We start from the raw sequence: 16,269 nt of genomic DNA on the forward strand, positions 1-16,269 counted from the left end.
CCATGATGCCTTGCAATCATCGGGAGAACACCCACCATGTGGCCATCGGCACAAGCGTTCCAACCACCAACAGAACAATTACCCATGAAAAAGCATTGCTATTAGCGGTTTCTTCCGCTGTGGGGATATTGGTAACTGGAGCCACCACTTCTTCAATCAGTGGCGGCCCAGGATCCTCAGCTCCACCAAGCACTGTGCCAAGGCGATCAAGACCACTTAATAGGGCTTGGCGATACCTGCCTCCATCACGGAGCGGAACAGCCATGGTTGTTTCTGCTGTGCTTTCAAGAAGTTCCTCAGGCAGCAGCTTTAAAACAACTGGCGAGGCTTTCACAGAAGCGCTATTCGAGCCGGTTTCCAAAAGGATAAGAAGCTCTCCCTCGCTTGGGCTTTGCCAGCGCTGTAGCAATTCTTCTGCCAGTTGATCAAGGCCAATGCCGTAGTCGAGGCGCCTGAAGGTGATAATCCTTGCGTCGATTCGAGCTTGACTGAACAGCTCAAGTTTTTTTTGTAATTCGGTAATTGCTGCACGGCTGAGCACGTCGGCCCCATCATCCACCTGTTCGTTGGGAGCATGAGCGGGGAAATCATCAATCCCAATCGCCCATAGAGCCTGGCCAGGCCATGCCAGCGCGCACACCAAGAACAAAAGGCTGAGTAAGCGCAGGATTGATGACGGAACCATGTTTGCTCCCCTGGAAGGTTTTCTTAGTTTGCCGTGGCCAAGGCATCTCGATGCAAAATATCCATAACTTCAATAATCAATTCAGCCTTACCAGGGCTGAGATCGAGGTTCCTAGCTAAGGATTGTAAGAACTCGAGCTCCTCAGCCTCCACCACGCGATCTGCTCTAACCAATTGAGTAGCTACCGCCAAGGCGGTTTCCCGTTGGGGTGGAGTTAGCTGGGGCAAAGCAGACTGAACAAGACCCTCTGAACCCTGATCACGCCAAAGGGCTAGCAAGCGATCAAAAAGATCAGTCATCTCGCGATCGTCCATCGAAGAGAAGGGAGTGCGAAACTCCAATTCAATTCTTAGGCTTCGTGCCTCATCACGGCCCAAAACTCCATCGCTAGCAACCGCCGCAAGGCAAACGGCAGCAAAGGACTCTGCGCTATTCATTGAAAACACCAAGGTTCATACCATTTGAGCTATGGAAAGCCAAAATGGCAGCCCTCCCACGGCAGCAAAACTCGTTATTTGCTGTGGTGGCCTGGGATTAGCTTTGAATTTCGCAAATAGCTTCACATTTCCTGAACTTGTTACACCTGCCCTAGGCCGAAGCTCTGTGTTGGCTGGTGTGATGGCAGTTGGCCTGATGTTGGTTGGGGTTATCTGGACGCGGGCAAATCCAACGGCCAGGGATCGCGTGGAGCTTGCTGGTAAGGAGGGCTTTGAGTTGACGAAGCTACTTTCAACTACATGCCAAGGGGAAATTGCCTGGGGAAGCGCAATGTTTTTACTCGCCACGCCAGCGGCCTGTTTGATGTTGGTGTGGGACGGTGAAGTGCTAATGCGGCGGGGAATCCTTGGCGAAAAAGCATTCTTAGAAGGAAATATCCTAAAAAGAGCAAGGGAGAAGCAACAGCAAATATCTTTAGTGAACCTTGAACTTTATCCAGGAGCTGCTGAATTCAACTACTTTCCCGAGTTACTTCCGGCAATCCTCGTAACACCAATTGGGGAGAGGGGTTGGCTATTGATTGGTGGCTGGTCGGTGCGTTGCTTTAGCCGAAGCGATGAACGCTGGGCCCAAGGCTGGGCAGATAAGCTCAAAATTGCACTTCAGCAGCCCGACGCTTTTCTCCAGCCTGGGCCTGGGGGAAACGCAGCTGAGTATGAACCTTCCGGCCCGGTGCAGTGAAAACAATTAAGCCATTATTACCAGTTTTGCCATGTAATTCTTGGGCCAAAGTAATTTGATTGAGCTGTTTGCGTTTAAGTTCAACTGCACCAAATGCTGAGATTTCGCCAGTGCGCCAATTCCAGATGCAATTATTTGCTGATAGGAATTCACCGGGCTGGCTAAGCTCGCAATTTTCACCAACTTTGATCAGATTATTTTTTTCCAGCAGCTCAAGATTAGAACCTGCTACAGATAATTTATCTAAAGTAGCCCGCGCCTGAGCAGAGGATGTAATGCGCTCTTCGGTAATCCACCAACGGCTAAGCCCAGCATTAATTTGCATTTTACGAGCAGGTTCACTAATCAGAACAGGCGGGTAGAAATCAAGCCAATTTTCCCTTGTATTGCCCTGTAGCGAAGCAGCAAAAAGAGTTCTTTGCTGCCTGCTTGATGGCCTTTGAATAGTTTTAATTGGACCAGCAGCAGTTAACTTGCCGCTTAGAAGCTGCCAATTAGCATCCTTAACACGAAGGTCAAGTTGGGCTAATTGTAAGGGGTTTTGTTTTTTGATCCATTGTTGTAGGCGTGGTTGATCGCGTAATTCAAGTAGCTCCTGGAGCAGATTAAAACGTGCTTTGCCCGCGGTTAGGATTTTTGTTGGATCGCTAGCCTGAGGTTTGCCAAACAATTCAATCGTATTGGCAGCGGGCCTCCAAAGGGCCCTAGCGGCGGAGATATTTATCTTACGCTGATCAAGGGTGGAAAGCTTTACACTATCCAATAATTCAATTAGTTCGCCATCATTAGTAACAACACCTTTTTTAGCAGAAATCTGGTAGGTTGCCTCACCCTTGCGATAAAGGGTTCCTGACGGGTTAGTAATAATTGCATTCCTCTGATCAATACGATAACTGGCGCGGGGGCTATATAAATCCCAAAGCCTTAAACCTGCTGAATTATTTTGGTGCAACTTAAGTGATTTAAATTTAAATGGGGGTGCGGTTTCCTTGGGTGGCGAATAGGAATTACTGCAACTGCTGAGAAGCAAGACAGTTAATATCGATGCAGTAGTTAATTTCATATTTATGCTTCAAGCTCAAGCCTTTGCATAATAGGAATTGGCTCATCAAGATATTTGCCAGGTTCAAGCTTACCCCATATCAATTGTGATTTCCAGTCAACTGCAGGTTGATCTAATTGCTTGAGTAAATTAACACTAAGATTTGGGAGTAGCGGAAAAAGTAAAACGCCAACCCATCTAGATGCTTCAAGTACTGCGTATATGTCTGAAGCAACTGCGTCACGGTTGTTTTCATCCTTTATGGCAGTCCATGGCGCCGTTTCACTAAGGTAACCGTTGGCAGCAGTTGCAAGCATTAGGATATTCTCAGATGCGGAGCGAAAGTCTAGTTGATCATAATTAGTATCTAATGATTGAAGGATCTGCTCACACAATACAGCCAAACGATGGTCTAAACCAGGTGGATTCTTTGGAATAGGGACCCCGTTAAACCATTTGCGAGCCATGCTAATTGTTCTATTTACCAGGTTGCCAATAGTATTCGCCAAATCATTGTTAACAAGATCTACTAAGCGCTGCTGTTGAATATCCCCGTCATCACCAAATTGAATATCCCTAAGTAAATACCATCTAACAGCATCAACGCCAAAGCTATTTAAAAGCATGCCAGGTTCTAGGCTATTGCCAAGGGATTTGCCCATTTTTTGACCTTCCCTAGTAAGAAAGCCATGGCCAAAAACTGCCCCTGGAGGTTCTATCCCAGCTGACATACACATGGCCGGCCAATAAATAGCATGAAATCTAAGAATATCTTTACCAATTACATGTAGATTTGCAGGCCAACCTCTTGAGATAGCAAGATCTAAATCAGGAGCATCTCCCGGCTCTAGTAAAGCAGTTATGTAACCTAAAAGAGCATCAAACCAAACATAAAAAGTATGCTCTTGATGGCCAGGCACTGGAATTCCCCATGGCAGGTTTAAACGGGAGATCGAAAAATCCTTTAAGCCACCAGAGGCGAAGTTCTCCACCTCGCGACGTCTAGAACTAGGCCTAATAAAACCATCCTTACTAATTAAATGATCAATTTGTTGTTGATAGCGGGAAAGACGAAAAAATAAATTTGTCTCATCGCGCCATTCCAATGAACGTTGATGGACAGAACAAATAGGAGCAGGATTAATGGATAAATTTTGATCTTTATATTCATCCTTGTATTCTTCACATGCAACACAATACCAACCCTGCTGCCTACCTTCAATTATGTCTCCATTTGAGGCAACACGTTCAAAAAACTGATTAACAATCGTCCTATGGCGTGGATCAGTTGTACGAATAAATCGGTTATTACTTATGCCCCACTCTTGCCAATTTTGGTTAAAAATAGCGCTGATATTATCGCAATGTAGCTGAGGAGCAATGCCAGCCTGCTGGGCTGTGCGAAGAATTTTTTGCCCGTGCTCATCACAACCGGTTATAAAAATTACCTCCTCACCCCTCTGCCTTCGGTAACGGGCAAGGCTGTCCACAGCCAATGTGGTGTAAACACTTCCAATGTGGGGCCGATCGTTAACGTAGTAGAGCGGCGTGGTGAGGGTGGTTGTCATTCGCTCGATCCTAACCATTGGCAGCAAACCACTTTTAGTTCACCATCTCCCAACGGGGATTGCATCTTGAGGAATCAGCTTTGAACCAGGACGCATTGAAAGTACCGGTGCTGGTACTTGGTGGTGGCACTGGAGCCCTTGGGGCTGCACTGCAGTGTGCCCGCAGTGGCACAAGATGCCTGCTTGTTACGCCAGGCCCGTGGGTTGGGGGGATGCTTAGTGCAAGTGGGGTTTCAGCCCCAGATGGCAATGAACTATCCCCTTGGCAAACGGGTCTTTGGGGCGCCCTTCTACGTAAGCTCAGAATGGACGTCCCTGAAGGACTAGACAACAATTGGGTAAGTTGCTTTGGCTTTCAACCGGCTCAAGCTGAAAAAATATTTCAAGATTGGATACGGGCTGAGCCTAACCTCAAGTGGATCAGTGGTTGGAATTTACAAGAACTAACAAAAAAATATAGTTTAATAACAGGGGCTATTTTTAGTGATGGTATTAATCAATTGGAAGTAAATTTTGATCTAATAATTGATGGCACAGAATTGGCTGAAAGTTTAGTATATGCTGATGTGCCCTACCGGTTAGGTTGGGAAGCAAAAGAAGAGTGGGATGAACCAAGTGCTCCAGAAAAAATTAAACTGGAGCAGGATCCATTTTTCAAAACTCAAGTGGTGCAATCACCCACATGGGTTTTCCTAGCGCGCTGGCAAGGGGATTGGAATGAAAGCAGCCAAGTATTTAGGCAAAATAAACAACCGGTTGCTCCGTTTCAAGATTGCCTAAAACCCCATGGCCTATTGAGGTGCCTTAGCTACGGCAGATTACCAGAAGATTTATTGATGCTTAATTGGCCGATCAATGGCAACGATTGGCATGAAGATCCTTTGGCGCCATTTAGTGGTTCAACAAACCGCATCGCCAAGCATCTAGATGGCATGCGTGCCCATAGCCAAAACTTTTTTAAGGAATTGCAATCAATAACTGGGGGATTACTATACACATCCAAAGATGATGGACTTGCAGTTCAGCCCTATTGGCGTGAAAGTAGGCGCATAGTTGGTAAATACACCGTTACAGAGCAAGACCTGCTGCCTGCAACACTTAATAGTGATATTAACCAATCAAGTATTGCCATTGGTAATTATCCAAATGACCATCACTATCCCGGTCCAGACTGGCCTTTAGCCCCTAAGAGTAAAGCCTGGGGCGGTAGATGGAGCGGCACTCCTTTTTGCATTCCTTTTGATGCACTATTTGGTAGCGTTGCTGCAAATTTGTTGATGGCTGACAAAGGAATAAGTGTTAGTCATATGGCCAATGGTGCAACACGATTAGGCCCATTGGTGCTAAATGTTGGTCAGGCAGCAGGCATGGCAGCAGCGCTTTGCAGCCAGGCAAAAATATTACCAGAACAATTAAATATAAAAATATTACAAAAAGCTCTTATTAATGAGAGAACTGCTCCCTCAGCACCTTTTATTAATGAAAATTTAGCTTGGCATTCGCCTGCTTGGCACCAAACTCAGCTAGGGGCACTTGATGCTAGAAATACAACTCCAACTCACACGGAAGCGCCACCTGAACCAGGAGAATATTCACAGGAAATGGAATTAAATATCAATAGTGAGGATCAATGGTTTGGTTGCTGGGGATCAAAGCGATGGCCTCTTATTACCCTTGAGCCTATGGTTAAAGAACAAATAACTAAACTAGATCGTAAAAAAGTTACGGTTGTTGGCCGCTGGAATCCATGGGGACCGTGGTGGCGAATTAACCGATTGTTGCCTTGAGATGCAATAAATCCCTGGCTGGATCAACTTCCTGAACATTAATCTTTAATAGATCCCCCGGCCCAGCCGGGTCCCTCAGCCGTGCTGGCAACTCCAATGCCCATGGCTCTATTCTCACAAGCGCAAGGTTTTGATCCTCCCTAAGCCAGCGCAACATAACTCCATCTTGCGCTATTAACTTTGGCTTTAAACTTTCCAACCATTCCAGTAGGCAGCATCGTTGATCCTCCTTACTTATCTGGCCTACTTCCCTACTCTGCTGTTCTAATTTATCTAATAATGGGCTAATCAATTCCTTTGCTAGCGGTTCTGCTTCGATTAAATTTTGGTGTGTTAACCACTGCCGGTGTGCCAGCAGGTCGTTGTATCTGCGAATTGGCGAAGTCCATTGTAGATAGGCAGAAAGGCCAAGGGCCTGATGGGCGGCAGCTTCGCTTTGCAATCGGCTGCGCCCCAACCCAAGCCTTTGATGGGCCCAGCGCACAGCGCCTGCTGGTAATTCGATCAATTGATCAGGAGCCAAACTTTGATTGCCGGCCTGGCAGCGAAAGGGCATGGCCAATTGATGTTCTTTAGCCCAATTGGCTACGGCAGCACCAGCTAAAAGCATTGCCTCTGCCACCATTGCCCGTGAACAACCTGGTTCTGTAATTTCCAATTGAGGCCTTCCATCCATGCGTATAAACCTGCCCTCCGGTTGATCCATCAATAGGGCACCTTGGGCTTGCCTCCAAAGCCGTCTGTTCAGAAGCAGGGCATTGATTTCGGCAAGATCAGCATCCTGGGGCGGAGCCAGTTCAATTAACTCATCTGCATCGCTATAGCTAAGGGCATAGGTGATTTGTACCCAGGATCGAACAATATCAATTCCAACAATGCAACTGTTTTGATCAAGGCAAATAGCAACGCTTATGGCAGCTTTTTTTGAACCGGGAGAGAGGCTTAAGGGACCACTGCCAAGGCCAATGGGAAACATTGGAACTAACCTGTGGCTGAGGTAGATACTTGATGCCCTTCGCTGTGCCTCAAGATCTAAGCACCCTCCCGGTTGAATTAATCGATGGGGATCTGCTACATGAATCCAGATCTTATGAATTCCATCGGCTGAATGCTGGATGGAGATTGCATCATCAATTTCAACGGTGCATGGATCATCAATACTGAAGCTGCGCAAATGGCTGAGATCTATACGCGCCGAATCCCCAGGCTGGCTTTCAGAAGCTGATAACACAAGCCGATCTGCCTCTGCTAAGCACTCTGCAGGAAATTGTTCAGCTTCAAAAACTTCTGATTCAGGTTTAATCTGAATAGCTAGTTGTTGACGTCGCCTCGCCTGACGCAACTGCTGCAATTCAGGCTGGGAACGCACAAATATTTTATTTTGGCGGATACGAAAGAGATCTTGTTTATTAGCAAGAGAAAGCCAACAGGCAGCCAGATCTGTGGGGGTGGGCTTGGCAAATAGAAGCTTTGCAAATGCGAGTAAATCAATGCCACCATCAAGCAACTTACGATCTATTAATCGCTGAGATTCAATCCATGCTATTGAAAAGATTGAAGAAACCAGGGGAATGGCCGATAGGGCATCTGATAATAATTCCGAGGAATATTCTTTAGAACTGCCGATTAGGAAAATATCTCTGAGTGGGTACCATTTTGAAGATTTTGCAGAAATAGAATTAGCTAATAATACTTTTCCTGGCCTAACATCTGCAATAATGGCAAGCCTTGGGGTACGTGTGTTGAGCACGTACCCAACTAAATCAGTTGGTTGCAAAATAAATAACGATGAAATTCACCGCCTATTGCCTAGCCCTCAGGGTTAACAAAAGGCAAAAGCGCCATAATACGAGCTCTTTTAACGGAGTTGGTAAGATCCCTTTGCTGCTTAGCAGTGAGACCTGTCATACGACGGGGTAACAACTTGCCACGCTCAGTTATGAACTTTTTAAGTAGGTCGGTATCTTTGTAATCAATTGGGTCGCCTGGTTTGATCGGCGAAAGGCGCTTTTTGAAAAAGGAGCTAGACATCGTTTGGGGTGTGTGTTTAAAAGTTTGCCAACTGCTGGCATAAAAAAGATTGGAATCCTAGAGGGGCCCCTGGGCCGGCCTCACTTGATTTCCTTATGAACCGTTGACTTGTTGCAGTGGGGGCAGAACTTTTTGATCTCCAACCGTTCGGTGGTGTTCCTACGGTTCTTTTCGGTGGTGTATCGAGACACACCTGGACTGCGCTTTGAGGGATTGGACCGGCATTCCGTGCACTCGAGGGTGATCACGATCCGGACGCCCTTGTTTTTGGCCATAAGGACGTTGCGCCGCTTCTTACTAGCGGTGTGACAATTCACCACCATAGCTGATTGGGTGTGGCTAATCGGTAGGATCCGGCCGCTGTTGTTGCATCTCCATGCGCGTATCGCTGCAATGGCTCAAGGAGCTGGTGCCTTTCCAGAGCGAACCCTCAGCCCTGGCTGAAAAGCTTTCCATGGCTGGTTTTGAGGTGGATTCCGACGAAGACCTAAGCGCAAGGGCTAGGGGGGTTGTGGTTGGCCGCGTGAGCAGCAAAATCGCCCATCCCGATGCCACAAAACTGAACGTGTGTGCAGTGGATATCGGTGGTTCAAGCCCCCTGCAGATCGTTTGCGGTGCCAGCAATGTTCAGGAGGGAATGGCCGTTGCAGTGGCAACTGTTGGCAGTTTTCTACCGGCTGTGCAACTAACGATCAAGCCGGCCTCCCTAAGGGGTGTTGAGAGTTCCGGAATGCTTTGCTCACTTGCAGAACTAGGCCTTGAAAACAAAGTTGATGGGCTTGTTGATTTAGATCAGGTGGCCAAAGAGCTAAAGCAGGAATTACCGGGCCTTGGCTTGCCTGTGGCATCACTCCTCGGCCTAAACGATCGCATTTTTGAGCTGGCGGTTACCGCAAATCGTGCCGATGGTTTGTCGATGCTGGGTATTGCACGGGAAGTGGCAGCCCTGGAGCAACTGGAAGTGAAGCTACCGTTGATTAGCTGTGGGCCAACAGCACTGGAACTCAAAGGGAAAGACCTGCTCAAACATTCAGAACTGTTTTCCCTCACGGAAATAGTGAATGTGCAGGTAACCGATTCGCCCCTATGGCTGCAGCGAAGGCTCGAGGCTGCTGGGCAACGCCCAGTGAACAACGTTGTTGATATCACAAATCTAGTAATGCTGGAAACAGGTCAGCCGCTTCATGCCTACGACCGTGAAAGCCTTAAATGTGATGATCCCCATGCTTTTGGGCTTCGCTTTGCTGAAAAAGGTGAGTCTGTCCTTTGTTTAGATGGAGTAGAGCGTGAATTAAACGAAAATAATCTACTTGTTACCAATCAAGAAAACCCTGTAGCCCTTGCCGGGGTGATCGGTAGCCAGGCCAGTGCCGTGCAATCCCATACAAAAAATATCTATCTGGAAGCTGCAATATTTCCTGCCACCTCGATCCGTAAAAGCAGCCGGGCAGCAGGCATTCGCAGTGAAGCCTCGGCTCGTTTTGAGCGCGGTGTGGCAAAAGAAAACTGCGTGGCTGCAGCCAACCGTGCAGTTGATCTGCTTCTTCAATTAACTGGGGCAAGTATTGGTAACCGCTGGCTAATAGAAACCGATCAAACAGCCACTGAGCCTATACAATTACGCCGGCTAGCGCTTGAAAGATTACTTGGCCCCCTCGATAATGGAGAGGCTGGCTATGGAGAAATTGAAAGCCAGGAAGTTGTGAATATCTTGGAGCGTCTTGGTTGCAGCGTTAATAGTGAGGGTGAGCAGCAAAGCGAGGATGAGATATGGCATGTGAATGTGCCGCCATCCCGTAGTGGTGACCTTAAACGGGAGGTAGATCTCATCGAAGAGGTGGCAAGACTAGTGGGCTACGACCGTTTTTGCAGCCATCTACCTGATCCTGTGGAGCCAGGTGGACTGAGCGCAAAGGAACAACTATTGCGAAGGCTTTGCTTCGCCCTTAGGGGCGCGGGCCTGCAGGAGCTTATGCATCTCTCCTTGGTTTCAAAAGATTTAAATGCTGAAATCAATAACCAGGATCAAATAGCACTCAGCAATCCACTGCTTGCGGATTACGGTTATTTGCGCACCAATTTGAGGGATGGATTAATTAATGCTGCGAGTAGAAATCTGCAGGCTCCACAGCCAGGTTTTTGGGGCTTTGAAATTGGTAAAATATTTAGTTTATACAAATCAGATTATTTTGAGCAGGAAAGGTTAACAGGGATTATATGTGGTTCTAATAAATCTGAACTATGGACCAATAGTGGCAAACAAAAATTAGTAGATTATTATGAGGCTAGGGGAATACTTGCCAAGGCTCTTAGTGAAATAGGTGTATCGCTGCAAGATATTCCATTTGCTCAAGATCCCCAATTACATCCTGGCAGGTCGGTTCAGCTATACCTTGAAGGTAAAGCGATAGGGGTATTTGGAGAAATACATCCTTCCCTTGCAGAAAACAATGATTTAGGCGTTGGTAGCACCATATTTGATATGGAATTAGAACCCATATTAAGGGCTGCAAGCAGAGCTAACAAATTAACACCAACTTTTAAAAATTATCCCACCGTACCCGCTAGCGAAAGGGATCTAGCCTTCGTTGTAAAAGAAACAACCCAAGTGAATAGTGTATTAAATGCAATCGGAAAAGCAGCTGGGCCCCTACTGGAAAATGTCCAATTGCTAGATCGATACAAAGGGGCTCCAGTGGAAACAGGTTATTGCAGCCTTAATGTGCGCTTGAGGTTTCGATCGGAAGATACAACATTAAGGGACGAACAGGTGGAACCCCTAATGAAAACTGTAAGAGAGATGCTATTAGAAAAATTTAACGCACAGCTACGCGTTTAAGTAGTGCTAGAGCCTCACAGTGGGTGGTTTGGGGGAAGAAATCTAATGGTTGCACTGATAACAATTCCAACATTCCATCTGCACACAAACGTGATAGATCCCTAGCCAAGGTTGATGGATTACAACTAACGTAAGCTATCCGATCAGGGGGGCAACCCTGGATAATATTAATCAACGAATCACTCAAACCCTTGCGAGGTGGATCGAGAAGTAATGCATCAGTAACTGGCAATACTTCGGCAAGTTTTTGTTCAACTGAGCCAACTAAAAATTCAGCATTATCTATATTATTTAAACGGGCATTATCTTGAGCTCTTTCAATACTAGCTTGATGCTGTTCGATCCCGATTAGCTTTGCTTCAGGGCCAACTAAAGGGAGTCCCAATGTTCCAACACCACAAAAAGCATCAACAAGTACCTCGCCTACACCCAGGTCTAAACCGTCCTTCAATAACGGGACAAGCCTTTCGGCTTGGGCCGTATGAACTTGGAAAAATGTATCGAGTCCAATGGCAAAACTACAATTGGCAAAACGCTCCAGCAACCAGGGCCTTCCGGCAATCAACTGTTGTTGCTCACCTAATAGGGTGTTTGTTGGTTTTGGTTGGCAATTATGAACAACCCCAACAACCGCTGGCCAACGCTCAAGCCACTCCTCGGCAAGAATATCAAAACCATCCAGCTGGGGGCTTTTGGTAACCAATCCCAATAAAATTTCGCCACTGTTAGCACCAATTCTTAGAACTAAATGACGTAGTTCTCCACTATGGCTAGCTTCGCAGTAGGCAGGCCAGCCACACTCAACAAGATCCTGCTTAATTGGCCCGATCAGTTCATCCAGGCGTGGATCAAGAACCGGGCAATGGTTCATGTTCACCACATCATGGCTTTGGCGCCGATAAAAACCGGCCTTAATCCCACTACTCGATGGTTGGATTGGAATGATCGCCCGATTGCGGTAACCCATCACCGCTGTGGCCGCAATAATCGGTTCAACCTGGATGCTTAGGCCACCGATCCTCTGAAGGGCCTGTTGAAGATTGTTCTGCTTCCATTCGGCCTGGGCCGCATCATTCCAGTGTTGCAAACTGCAACCACCGCATTCACCAGCAAGGATGCAGGCTGGTAAACGCCTGTCTGGAGACTGACGCAGTAGTTTTCTAATCTCACCGCGCACCATCCCCCTAGATGCGCCCGTGAGCCTTGCCTCCACCAATTCCCCTGGGAGGGCACCAGTAACAAAAGCAACTCTCGAGCCTTCATGGCCTATGCCACTACCTTCCTGACTGAGATCCCGGATCTCAAGGTTGAGCAGGTTTGGCTGGCTTGGATTTGTTTTCACGTTACGACCTTAAAGCTCGGCGTTACAGACCAAGGCAAAACCAGCCCTTGCGTGTCGAATGGTCGATAGAGTGCAGCAGGACCCGGGACTGCGATGAGCGTTGTACGCGATCTGATCCTTCAAGCAGACGATGAGCTGCGCTACCCCAGTGGTGGTGAGCTGCGATCAATGGTGGATTTTCTCAGCGGAGGTTCCGCTCGCTTAAAGGTGGCGAGGATTCTCAGTGAGAATGAACAAAAAATAGTTGCTGAAGCTGCAAAGCAGCTGTTCAGCCTTAAGCCCGAGTATGTGGCTACGGGTGGGAATGCCTATGGCCAAAAGCAGAGGGCCCAATGCCTTAGGGATTTCAGCTGGTATCTACGTCTTGTTACCTATGGGGTGTTGGCTGGTAGCACCAGTTTTATTGAAAACACTGGCTTGGTTGGAGCTAGGGAGATGTACAACAGCCTTGGAGTTCCAATGCAGGGCATGGTGGAGGCGATGCGATGCTTAAAAACAGCCTCAATCGCACTTGTTTCTTCAAACGACTCCATACTCTTAGAACCATATTTTGATTATTTGGTACAAGGAATGCAAACCAGCGCCTAACCAGGGGCTGCCGGCTACCCCCCAGGCAACTACATCTTGTTATCACTAGTCTCAAAATAGTCCATTAATGGTTCTATTTTGAGACTTTTTCGTGTCTTATGAGATTTGCCAAGCCAGCCGCCTAACCATCAAATTTTTTATCCACAATCTGCGAACGGGAAGACAAAAATCAAGCCACAATGATTAAACCATAAATCTCATATGAGTATCTGTACAAGACTTAAGCCAATACTCATCCAAGAATTGTAAGACTGATATGCGTACCTGTGTATATGACAGGTACGCAAACTTTTGCTTGCGGGCTAGATCTTTTACCGAGAGGGCTTTTCAGCTGCAGATGTTGCCAATTGATTTGGGTTGGACAAGCCAAAGGACAAAATCCCAAAAAAGTAAAAGGCAAAGAAGGGCTTGGCCATTTTCACGGCAAGACAAATAAAAAATTCAATAAAACCTGTTTTACGAAGCGGCAAACCTCAAGTGAAACTATATCTATGGAGTATTAAATAAGACCCATAATGAGTCTTGCGTTAATTCTTAAATAGGTAACCTGAGACAATGTTAACATGTTGAAAGATTTTATCAAAATGGTTTTAGGTAGCGTTGCTTGAGAAGCTGATAGGCCTCGTTCAGTCTTCTCATGTCTTCAGGGTTGCCACCAGCATCTGGGTGGGCTGCGATTGCCTGCTGACGATAGGCTTCACGAATATCTTGAAGTGTGAGGCTGCAGCCAACTGTGGTGGGCAGTTTTAGTAATTGCAGGGCCCCCTGGGTTGTCATAGTTGCTTGTAAATCGAGAAATGGAGTTCCCCTCCTCTTGCGTCTTAGGCGTTGGGTCATCCTTCCCACAAGCGATGGAATTCTTACCTGTAATGCTGAGGCCCCAAACGGGTCCTCTAAAATTCCAGCTGCAATTATTACCCTGTCTACGGAAGGTTCACGAATTTCCCAGCTGGGTGCGTAGTTGAGCATCACCTGCTGCAGGGCATTCCAAGTAAAAGGATTGCCTTCACTGGCATCGGCAAGGGGCCAAATATCGTGGCTTAACCAGTACATTGATGCTTCTAAAACTGCTTGGTTAGGTTCACTTCCATACAAACTCATCCAATGATTTTGAACACTTGAGATCGATTCAAGTAGATAGTTGGCATCAATTGTAATTAAGCATTCGTTTGTATTTCGCTCTATGCGTGGTGCCCTAAGGCTTCGATTCAACTTCTGTGATCGCTTAGAAACAAAACCAGGTAAATCAATCGCTGATGGTGGCTGGGCTTCATTCTCATTTAGCCAATTTTCATCATGGGATGATTCGCCAGTTGCTGTTACTAAAACCAGGGCACCTTGAATTTGATGACTATCTAATTCCTCAAGTTTATCATTTGGATTGTTGTCAATATCAGCGTCAATTTCATTTAGTAGGTATTCAAGTAGTCGTTCAATCGCTGGCCCCCTACTGCGCATTCCCCATTGTTTGCGCAAGGTATCTAACTGCTCGAGGGCAGATGACTGGAGAACCAGCGTTATTTTGCGTTCGTTTGGTTTATCAGCCAAGGGTTAGTTTATTGATGGGATGTACTAGCGATAAAGCCAGTTGCGGATTAATTGGCTGGGTTTACTTGTGTCAACCATGGCAGGGGTAGCTGGAGGCCAGCCACCAATAGGCAACAGGGGGGGCGGGGGCAGAGGTGCTGGATGATTTATTTGGCGTTTAGTGGTGAATGGTTGGTTTTTTGGTGGGTTTGATTTTGATGAGGAAATTTTGGGATAGGTGCCAATGGTTTGGATTGCATCCGGTGGTTGGATCACTATCATTGGTGTGGCAGTTACTTTGGTTCTAGCTTTCTCTAAACGATCTTCCTGTTCTCGAAGCTGGGTAATTTGCTGATCTGGAACAACGCTAAGAAGATGTCCTGGTGTTGCATCAGCTGGGTATACGAGGCTTAAACGAATCGTTTTTGTTTGAGTTGGAACTAGATCTAGGGATTTAAGTACTAGGCTTTGCCCAGATTTCATCCCCACGTGTATTTCCTCATTAACCTGATCTGTTTTTAGTGCAATACTGCCACGGAAAGAAACAAATTGTTTGCCAGGAAGTGTTGGGTGACTCAACACAAGTTTGTATGGCCCATTGCCGCGCAGATTTAGTTCTACGTCGTAACGAACACCATAGGTGCCAACATTATCCAATGAAGAATCAAGCATTCTTATTGCTAAAGGATTCACTTGGCTCTCACCAGTGCCAAAATGATGGCGGCTGGTGGTAGTTAGTGGAACATGCAACGGAGAATCAAATAGATCGTGGCTCACGCTAGCTTGATATGTATCACCCACCGCAACACCACCCACCCGTGAAAATACAGATCTATTTTCAATTTTCTCAATTTTATTAAGGTATGTACGGCCTGGAGCTAAGCGATCTTCATCTAAAATTTTTAGGATATCAAAATCATTCCTTGGATTCTTAGCAGCCACAACAGCCAGTTGAAATGGGCCGTCGCTACGACCTTTAAGTAGGGCATTCGCAATACCATTAGCCGGTAGATCAGTGCTGAAAATTACAGTGCGGCTGCGGGCTGGGATTCGTAAGGCCTCTGGGAATTTCCGATCTAGGGTGCCCCTTAATAGTTGGGCGGCTGTGGCAGCCCCTGGGCCCGTATTCCATGGCCGATGGCCTTGGGGAATTACTCCAAGCAGGTTATTTGCTTGATATGGTGCTTCAAAGCTATTTTTAACAGAACCCCGTTCAAATCTGAGTAGCACATCACGATCACCTGGATTAATTGCTATGGCAGCAAGGGTAAGTTGTGATCTCCTTATTCCATACTGCCCATCAACTGGATTGTATTTATGGTGGGCATGGATACCAAACTCACCATTAAATATATAGCTGGCATTGCTTAGCCGCTGACCATTTTCAGCTTGGGCATCACCCGGGGTGGTGCTTATTAATATTCCCGGACCCGCAACCTCTTCAGGTTGGTTGGAATGCAATACAGGAACATTATTAAAACTACCCCGTAGTGGACGCGCCGTTTGACCTGCCATTAAAGACACGTCAGCCCAAGCGGCGGGAATGGAGGAAAATAGCGATACAGCCAAAACCAGACCCGCGGGGCGCATGGGACCAATGGGGCCAACTTTTCTTAGATTGGGTCTTAAATGCGGCAAACGGAACTTTCTAGCGGAATAAATTATGGTTCTAGCTAAGCCA

The 16,269-nt window shown here is 46.7% G+C and carries 15 protein-coding genes; 4 read left to right on the forward strand and 11 right to left on the reverse strand.

The window, feature by feature from the left end; translation table 11 throughout:
• Positions 1-16: 16 nt before the first annotated feature.
• Entirely contained in the window at positions 17-685 is a 669-nt protein-coding gene (gene psb32 / locus KBY68_RS04340) for a photosystem II repair protein Psb32 (protein WP_255096026.1), read from the reverse strand.
• A 23-nt stretch (positions 686-708) separates the two neighbouring features.
• The gene (locus KBY68_RS04345; protein ID WP_106499341.1) at positions 709-1,122 is read right to left on the reverse strand and encodes a tellurite resistance TerB family protein; all 414 of its coding nucleotides are present in this window, start codon (positions 1,120-1,122) and stop codon (positions 709-711) included.
• 31 nt (positions 1,123-1,153) lie between these two features.
• On the opposite strand from KBY68_RS04345, the gene KBY68_RS04350 reads away from it, so the two are divergent.
• Positions 1,154-1,864: a cofactor assembly of complex C subunit B gene (locus tag KBY68_RS04350; RefSeq protein WP_255096027.1), complete on the forward strand. Its 711-nt coding sequence runs from the start codon at positions 1,154-1,156 to the stop codon at positions 1,862-1,864.
• Here the strand turns inward: KBY68_RS04350 and lptC are convergent.
• Both lptC and metG read right to left on the reverse strand, forming a co-directional pair.
• Positions 1,773-2,927, reverse strand: coding sequence for an LPS export ABC transporter periplasmic protein LptC (gene lptC, locus KBY68_RS04355; RefSeq protein WP_255096028.1), 1,155 nt, complete (start codon positions 2,925-2,927; stop codon positions 1,773-1,775). The genes KBY68_RS04350 and lptC overlap by 92 nt on opposite strands.
• A 2-nt stretch (positions 2,928-2,929) precedes the next feature.
• On the reverse strand, positions 2,930-4,474 hold the full coding sequence (metG, locus tag KBY68_RS04360) for a methionine--tRNA ligase (protein ID WP_255096029.1): 1,545 nt from the start codon (positions 4,472-4,474) through the stop codon (positions 2,930-2,932).
• Positions 4,475-4,554: 80 nt separating this feature from the next.
• Between metG and KBY68_RS04365 the strand changes: the two genes are divergently transcribed.
• Positions 4,555-6,261: an FAD-dependent oxidoreductase gene (locus KBY68_RS04365; RefSeq protein WP_255096030.1), complete on the forward strand. Its 1,707-nt coding sequence runs from the start codon at positions 4,555-4,557 to the stop codon at positions 6,259-6,261.
• Here KBY68_RS04365 and KBY68_RS04370 read toward each other — a convergent pair.
• From KBY68_RS04370 to rpmG, 3 genes are all read right to left on the reverse strand, one after another.
• Positions 6,242-8,011: a ribonuclease catalytic domain-containing protein gene (locus KBY68_RS04370; protein ID WP_255096031.1), complete on the reverse strand. Its 1,770-nt coding sequence runs from the start codon at positions 8,009-8,011 to the stop codon at positions 6,242-6,244. The two genes, KBY68_RS04365 and KBY68_RS04370, sit on opposite strands and share 20 nt — an antisense overlap.
• A gap of 59 nt (positions 8,012-8,070) precedes the next feature.
• On the reverse strand, positions 8,071-8,292 hold the full coding sequence (gene rpsR / locus KBY68_RS04375; RefSeq protein WP_180664171.1) for a 30S ribosomal protein S18: 222 nt from the start codon (positions 8,290-8,292) through the stop codon (positions 8,071-8,073).
• An 80-nt stretch (positions 8,293-8,372) separates the two neighbouring features.
• Positions 8,373-8,567 (reverse strand): 50S ribosomal protein L33, encoded by a 195-nt coding sequence (rpmG, locus tag KBY68_RS04380; protein ID WP_106499878.1) that lies wholly within the window; start codon positions 8,565-8,567, stop codon positions 8,373-8,375.
• A gap of 101 nt (positions 8,568-8,668) precedes the next feature.
• Here rpmG and pheT point away from each other — a divergent pair, with 101 nt between their 5' ends.
• Positions 8,669-11,131 (forward strand): phenylalanine--tRNA ligase subunit beta, encoded by a 2,463-nt coding sequence (pheT, locus tag KBY68_RS04385; RefSeq protein ID WP_255096032.1) that lies wholly within the window; start codon positions 8,669-8,671, stop codon positions 11,129-11,131.
• Here the strand turns inward: pheT and rlmD are convergent.
• Positions 11,109-12,473 (reverse strand): 23S rRNA (uracil(1939)-C(5))-methyltransferase RlmD, encoded by a 1,365-nt coding sequence (gene rlmD, locus KBY68_RS04390; RefSeq protein WP_255096033.1) that lies wholly within the window; start codon positions 12,471-12,473, stop codon positions 11,109-11,111. The genes pheT and rlmD overlap by 23 nt on opposite strands.
• A 93-nt stretch (positions 12,474-12,566) precedes the next feature.
• On the opposite strand from rlmD, the gene KBY68_RS04395 reads away from it, so the two are divergent.
• Positions 12,567-13,061, forward strand: coding sequence for an allophycocyanin subunit alpha-B (locus KBY68_RS04395; protein WP_106499861.1), 495 nt, complete (start codon positions 12,567-12,569; stop codon positions 13,059-13,061).
• A 311-nt stretch (positions 13,062-13,372) separates the two neighbouring features.
• Here the strand turns inward: KBY68_RS04395 and KBY68_RS04400 are convergent, their stop codons facing one another.
• From KBY68_RS04400 to KBY68_RS04410, 3 genes are all read right to left on the reverse strand, one after another.
• Positions 13,373-13,531 (reverse strand): hypothetical protein, encoded by a 159-nt coding sequence (locus tag KBY68_RS04400; RefSeq protein ID WP_255096034.1) that lies wholly within the window; start codon positions 13,529-13,531, stop codon positions 13,373-13,375.
• A gap of 109 nt (positions 13,532-13,640) precedes the next feature.
• Positions 13,641-14,609, reverse strand: coding sequence for a molecular chaperone DnaJ (locus KBY68_RS04405; RefSeq protein ID WP_255096035.1), 969 nt, complete (start codon positions 14,607-14,609; stop codon positions 13,641-13,643).
• 24 nt (positions 14,610-14,633) lie between these two features.
• On the reverse strand, positions 14,634-16,178 hold the full coding sequence (locus KBY68_RS04410; RefSeq protein ID WP_255096036.1) for a DUF3370 family protein: 1,545 nt from the start codon (positions 16,176-16,178) through the stop codon (positions 14,634-14,636).
• Between the last annotated feature and the right edge of the window lie 91 nt (positions 16,179-16,269).

The sequence above is a fragment of the Synechococcus lacustris Maggiore-St4-Slac genome (assembly GCF_024345595.1).
Classification (GTDB): Bacteria; Cyanobacteriota; Cyanobacteriia; order PCC-6307; family Cyanobiaceae; genus Synechococcus_D; species Synechococcus_D lacustris.

What these genes read in the sequence shown, in the direction of transcription:
- psb32 (WP_255096026.1), bottom strand. Translation starts at nt 685, where the DNA reads ATGGTTCCGTCATCAATCCTGCGCTTACTCAGCCTTTTGTTCTTGGTG.
- KBY68_RS04345 (WP_106499341.1), bottom strand. Translation starts at nt 1,122, where the DNA reads ATGAATAGCGCAGAGTCCTTTGCTGCCGTTTGCCTTGCGGCGGTTGCT.
- KBY68_RS04350 (WP_255096027.1), top strand. Translation starts at nt 1,154, where the DNA reads ATGGAAAGCCAAAATGGCAGCCCTCCCACGGCAGCAAAACTCGTTATT.
- lptC (WP_255096028.1), bottom strand. Translation starts at nt 2,927, where the DNA reads ATGAAATTAACTACTGCATCGATATTAACTGTCTTGCTTCTCAGCAGT.
- metG (WP_255096029.1), bottom strand. Translation starts at nt 4,474, where the DNA reads ATGACAACCACCCTCACCACGCCGCTCTACTACGTTAACGATCGGCCC.
- rpsR (WP_180664171.1), bottom strand. Translation starts at nt 8,292, where the DNA reads ATGTCTAGCTCCTTTTTCAAAAAGCGCCTTTCGCCGATCAAACCAGGC.
- rpmG (WP_106499878.1), bottom strand. Translation starts at nt 8,567, where the DNA reads ATGGCCAAAAACAAGGGCGTCCGGATCGTGATCACCCTCGAGTGCACG.
- pheT (WP_255096032.1), top strand. Translation starts at nt 8,669, where the DNA reads ATGCGCGTATCGCTGCAATGGCTCAAGGAGCTGGTGCCTTTCCAGAGC.
- KBY68_RS04395 (WP_106499861.1), top strand. Translation starts at nt 12,567, where the DNA reads ATGAGCGTTGTACGCGATCTGATCCTTCAAGCAGACGATGAGCTGCGC.
- KBY68_RS04410 (WP_255096036.1), bottom strand. Translation starts at nt 16,178, where the DNA reads ATGCGCCCCGCGGGTCTGGTTTTGGCTGTATCGCTATTTTCCTCCATT.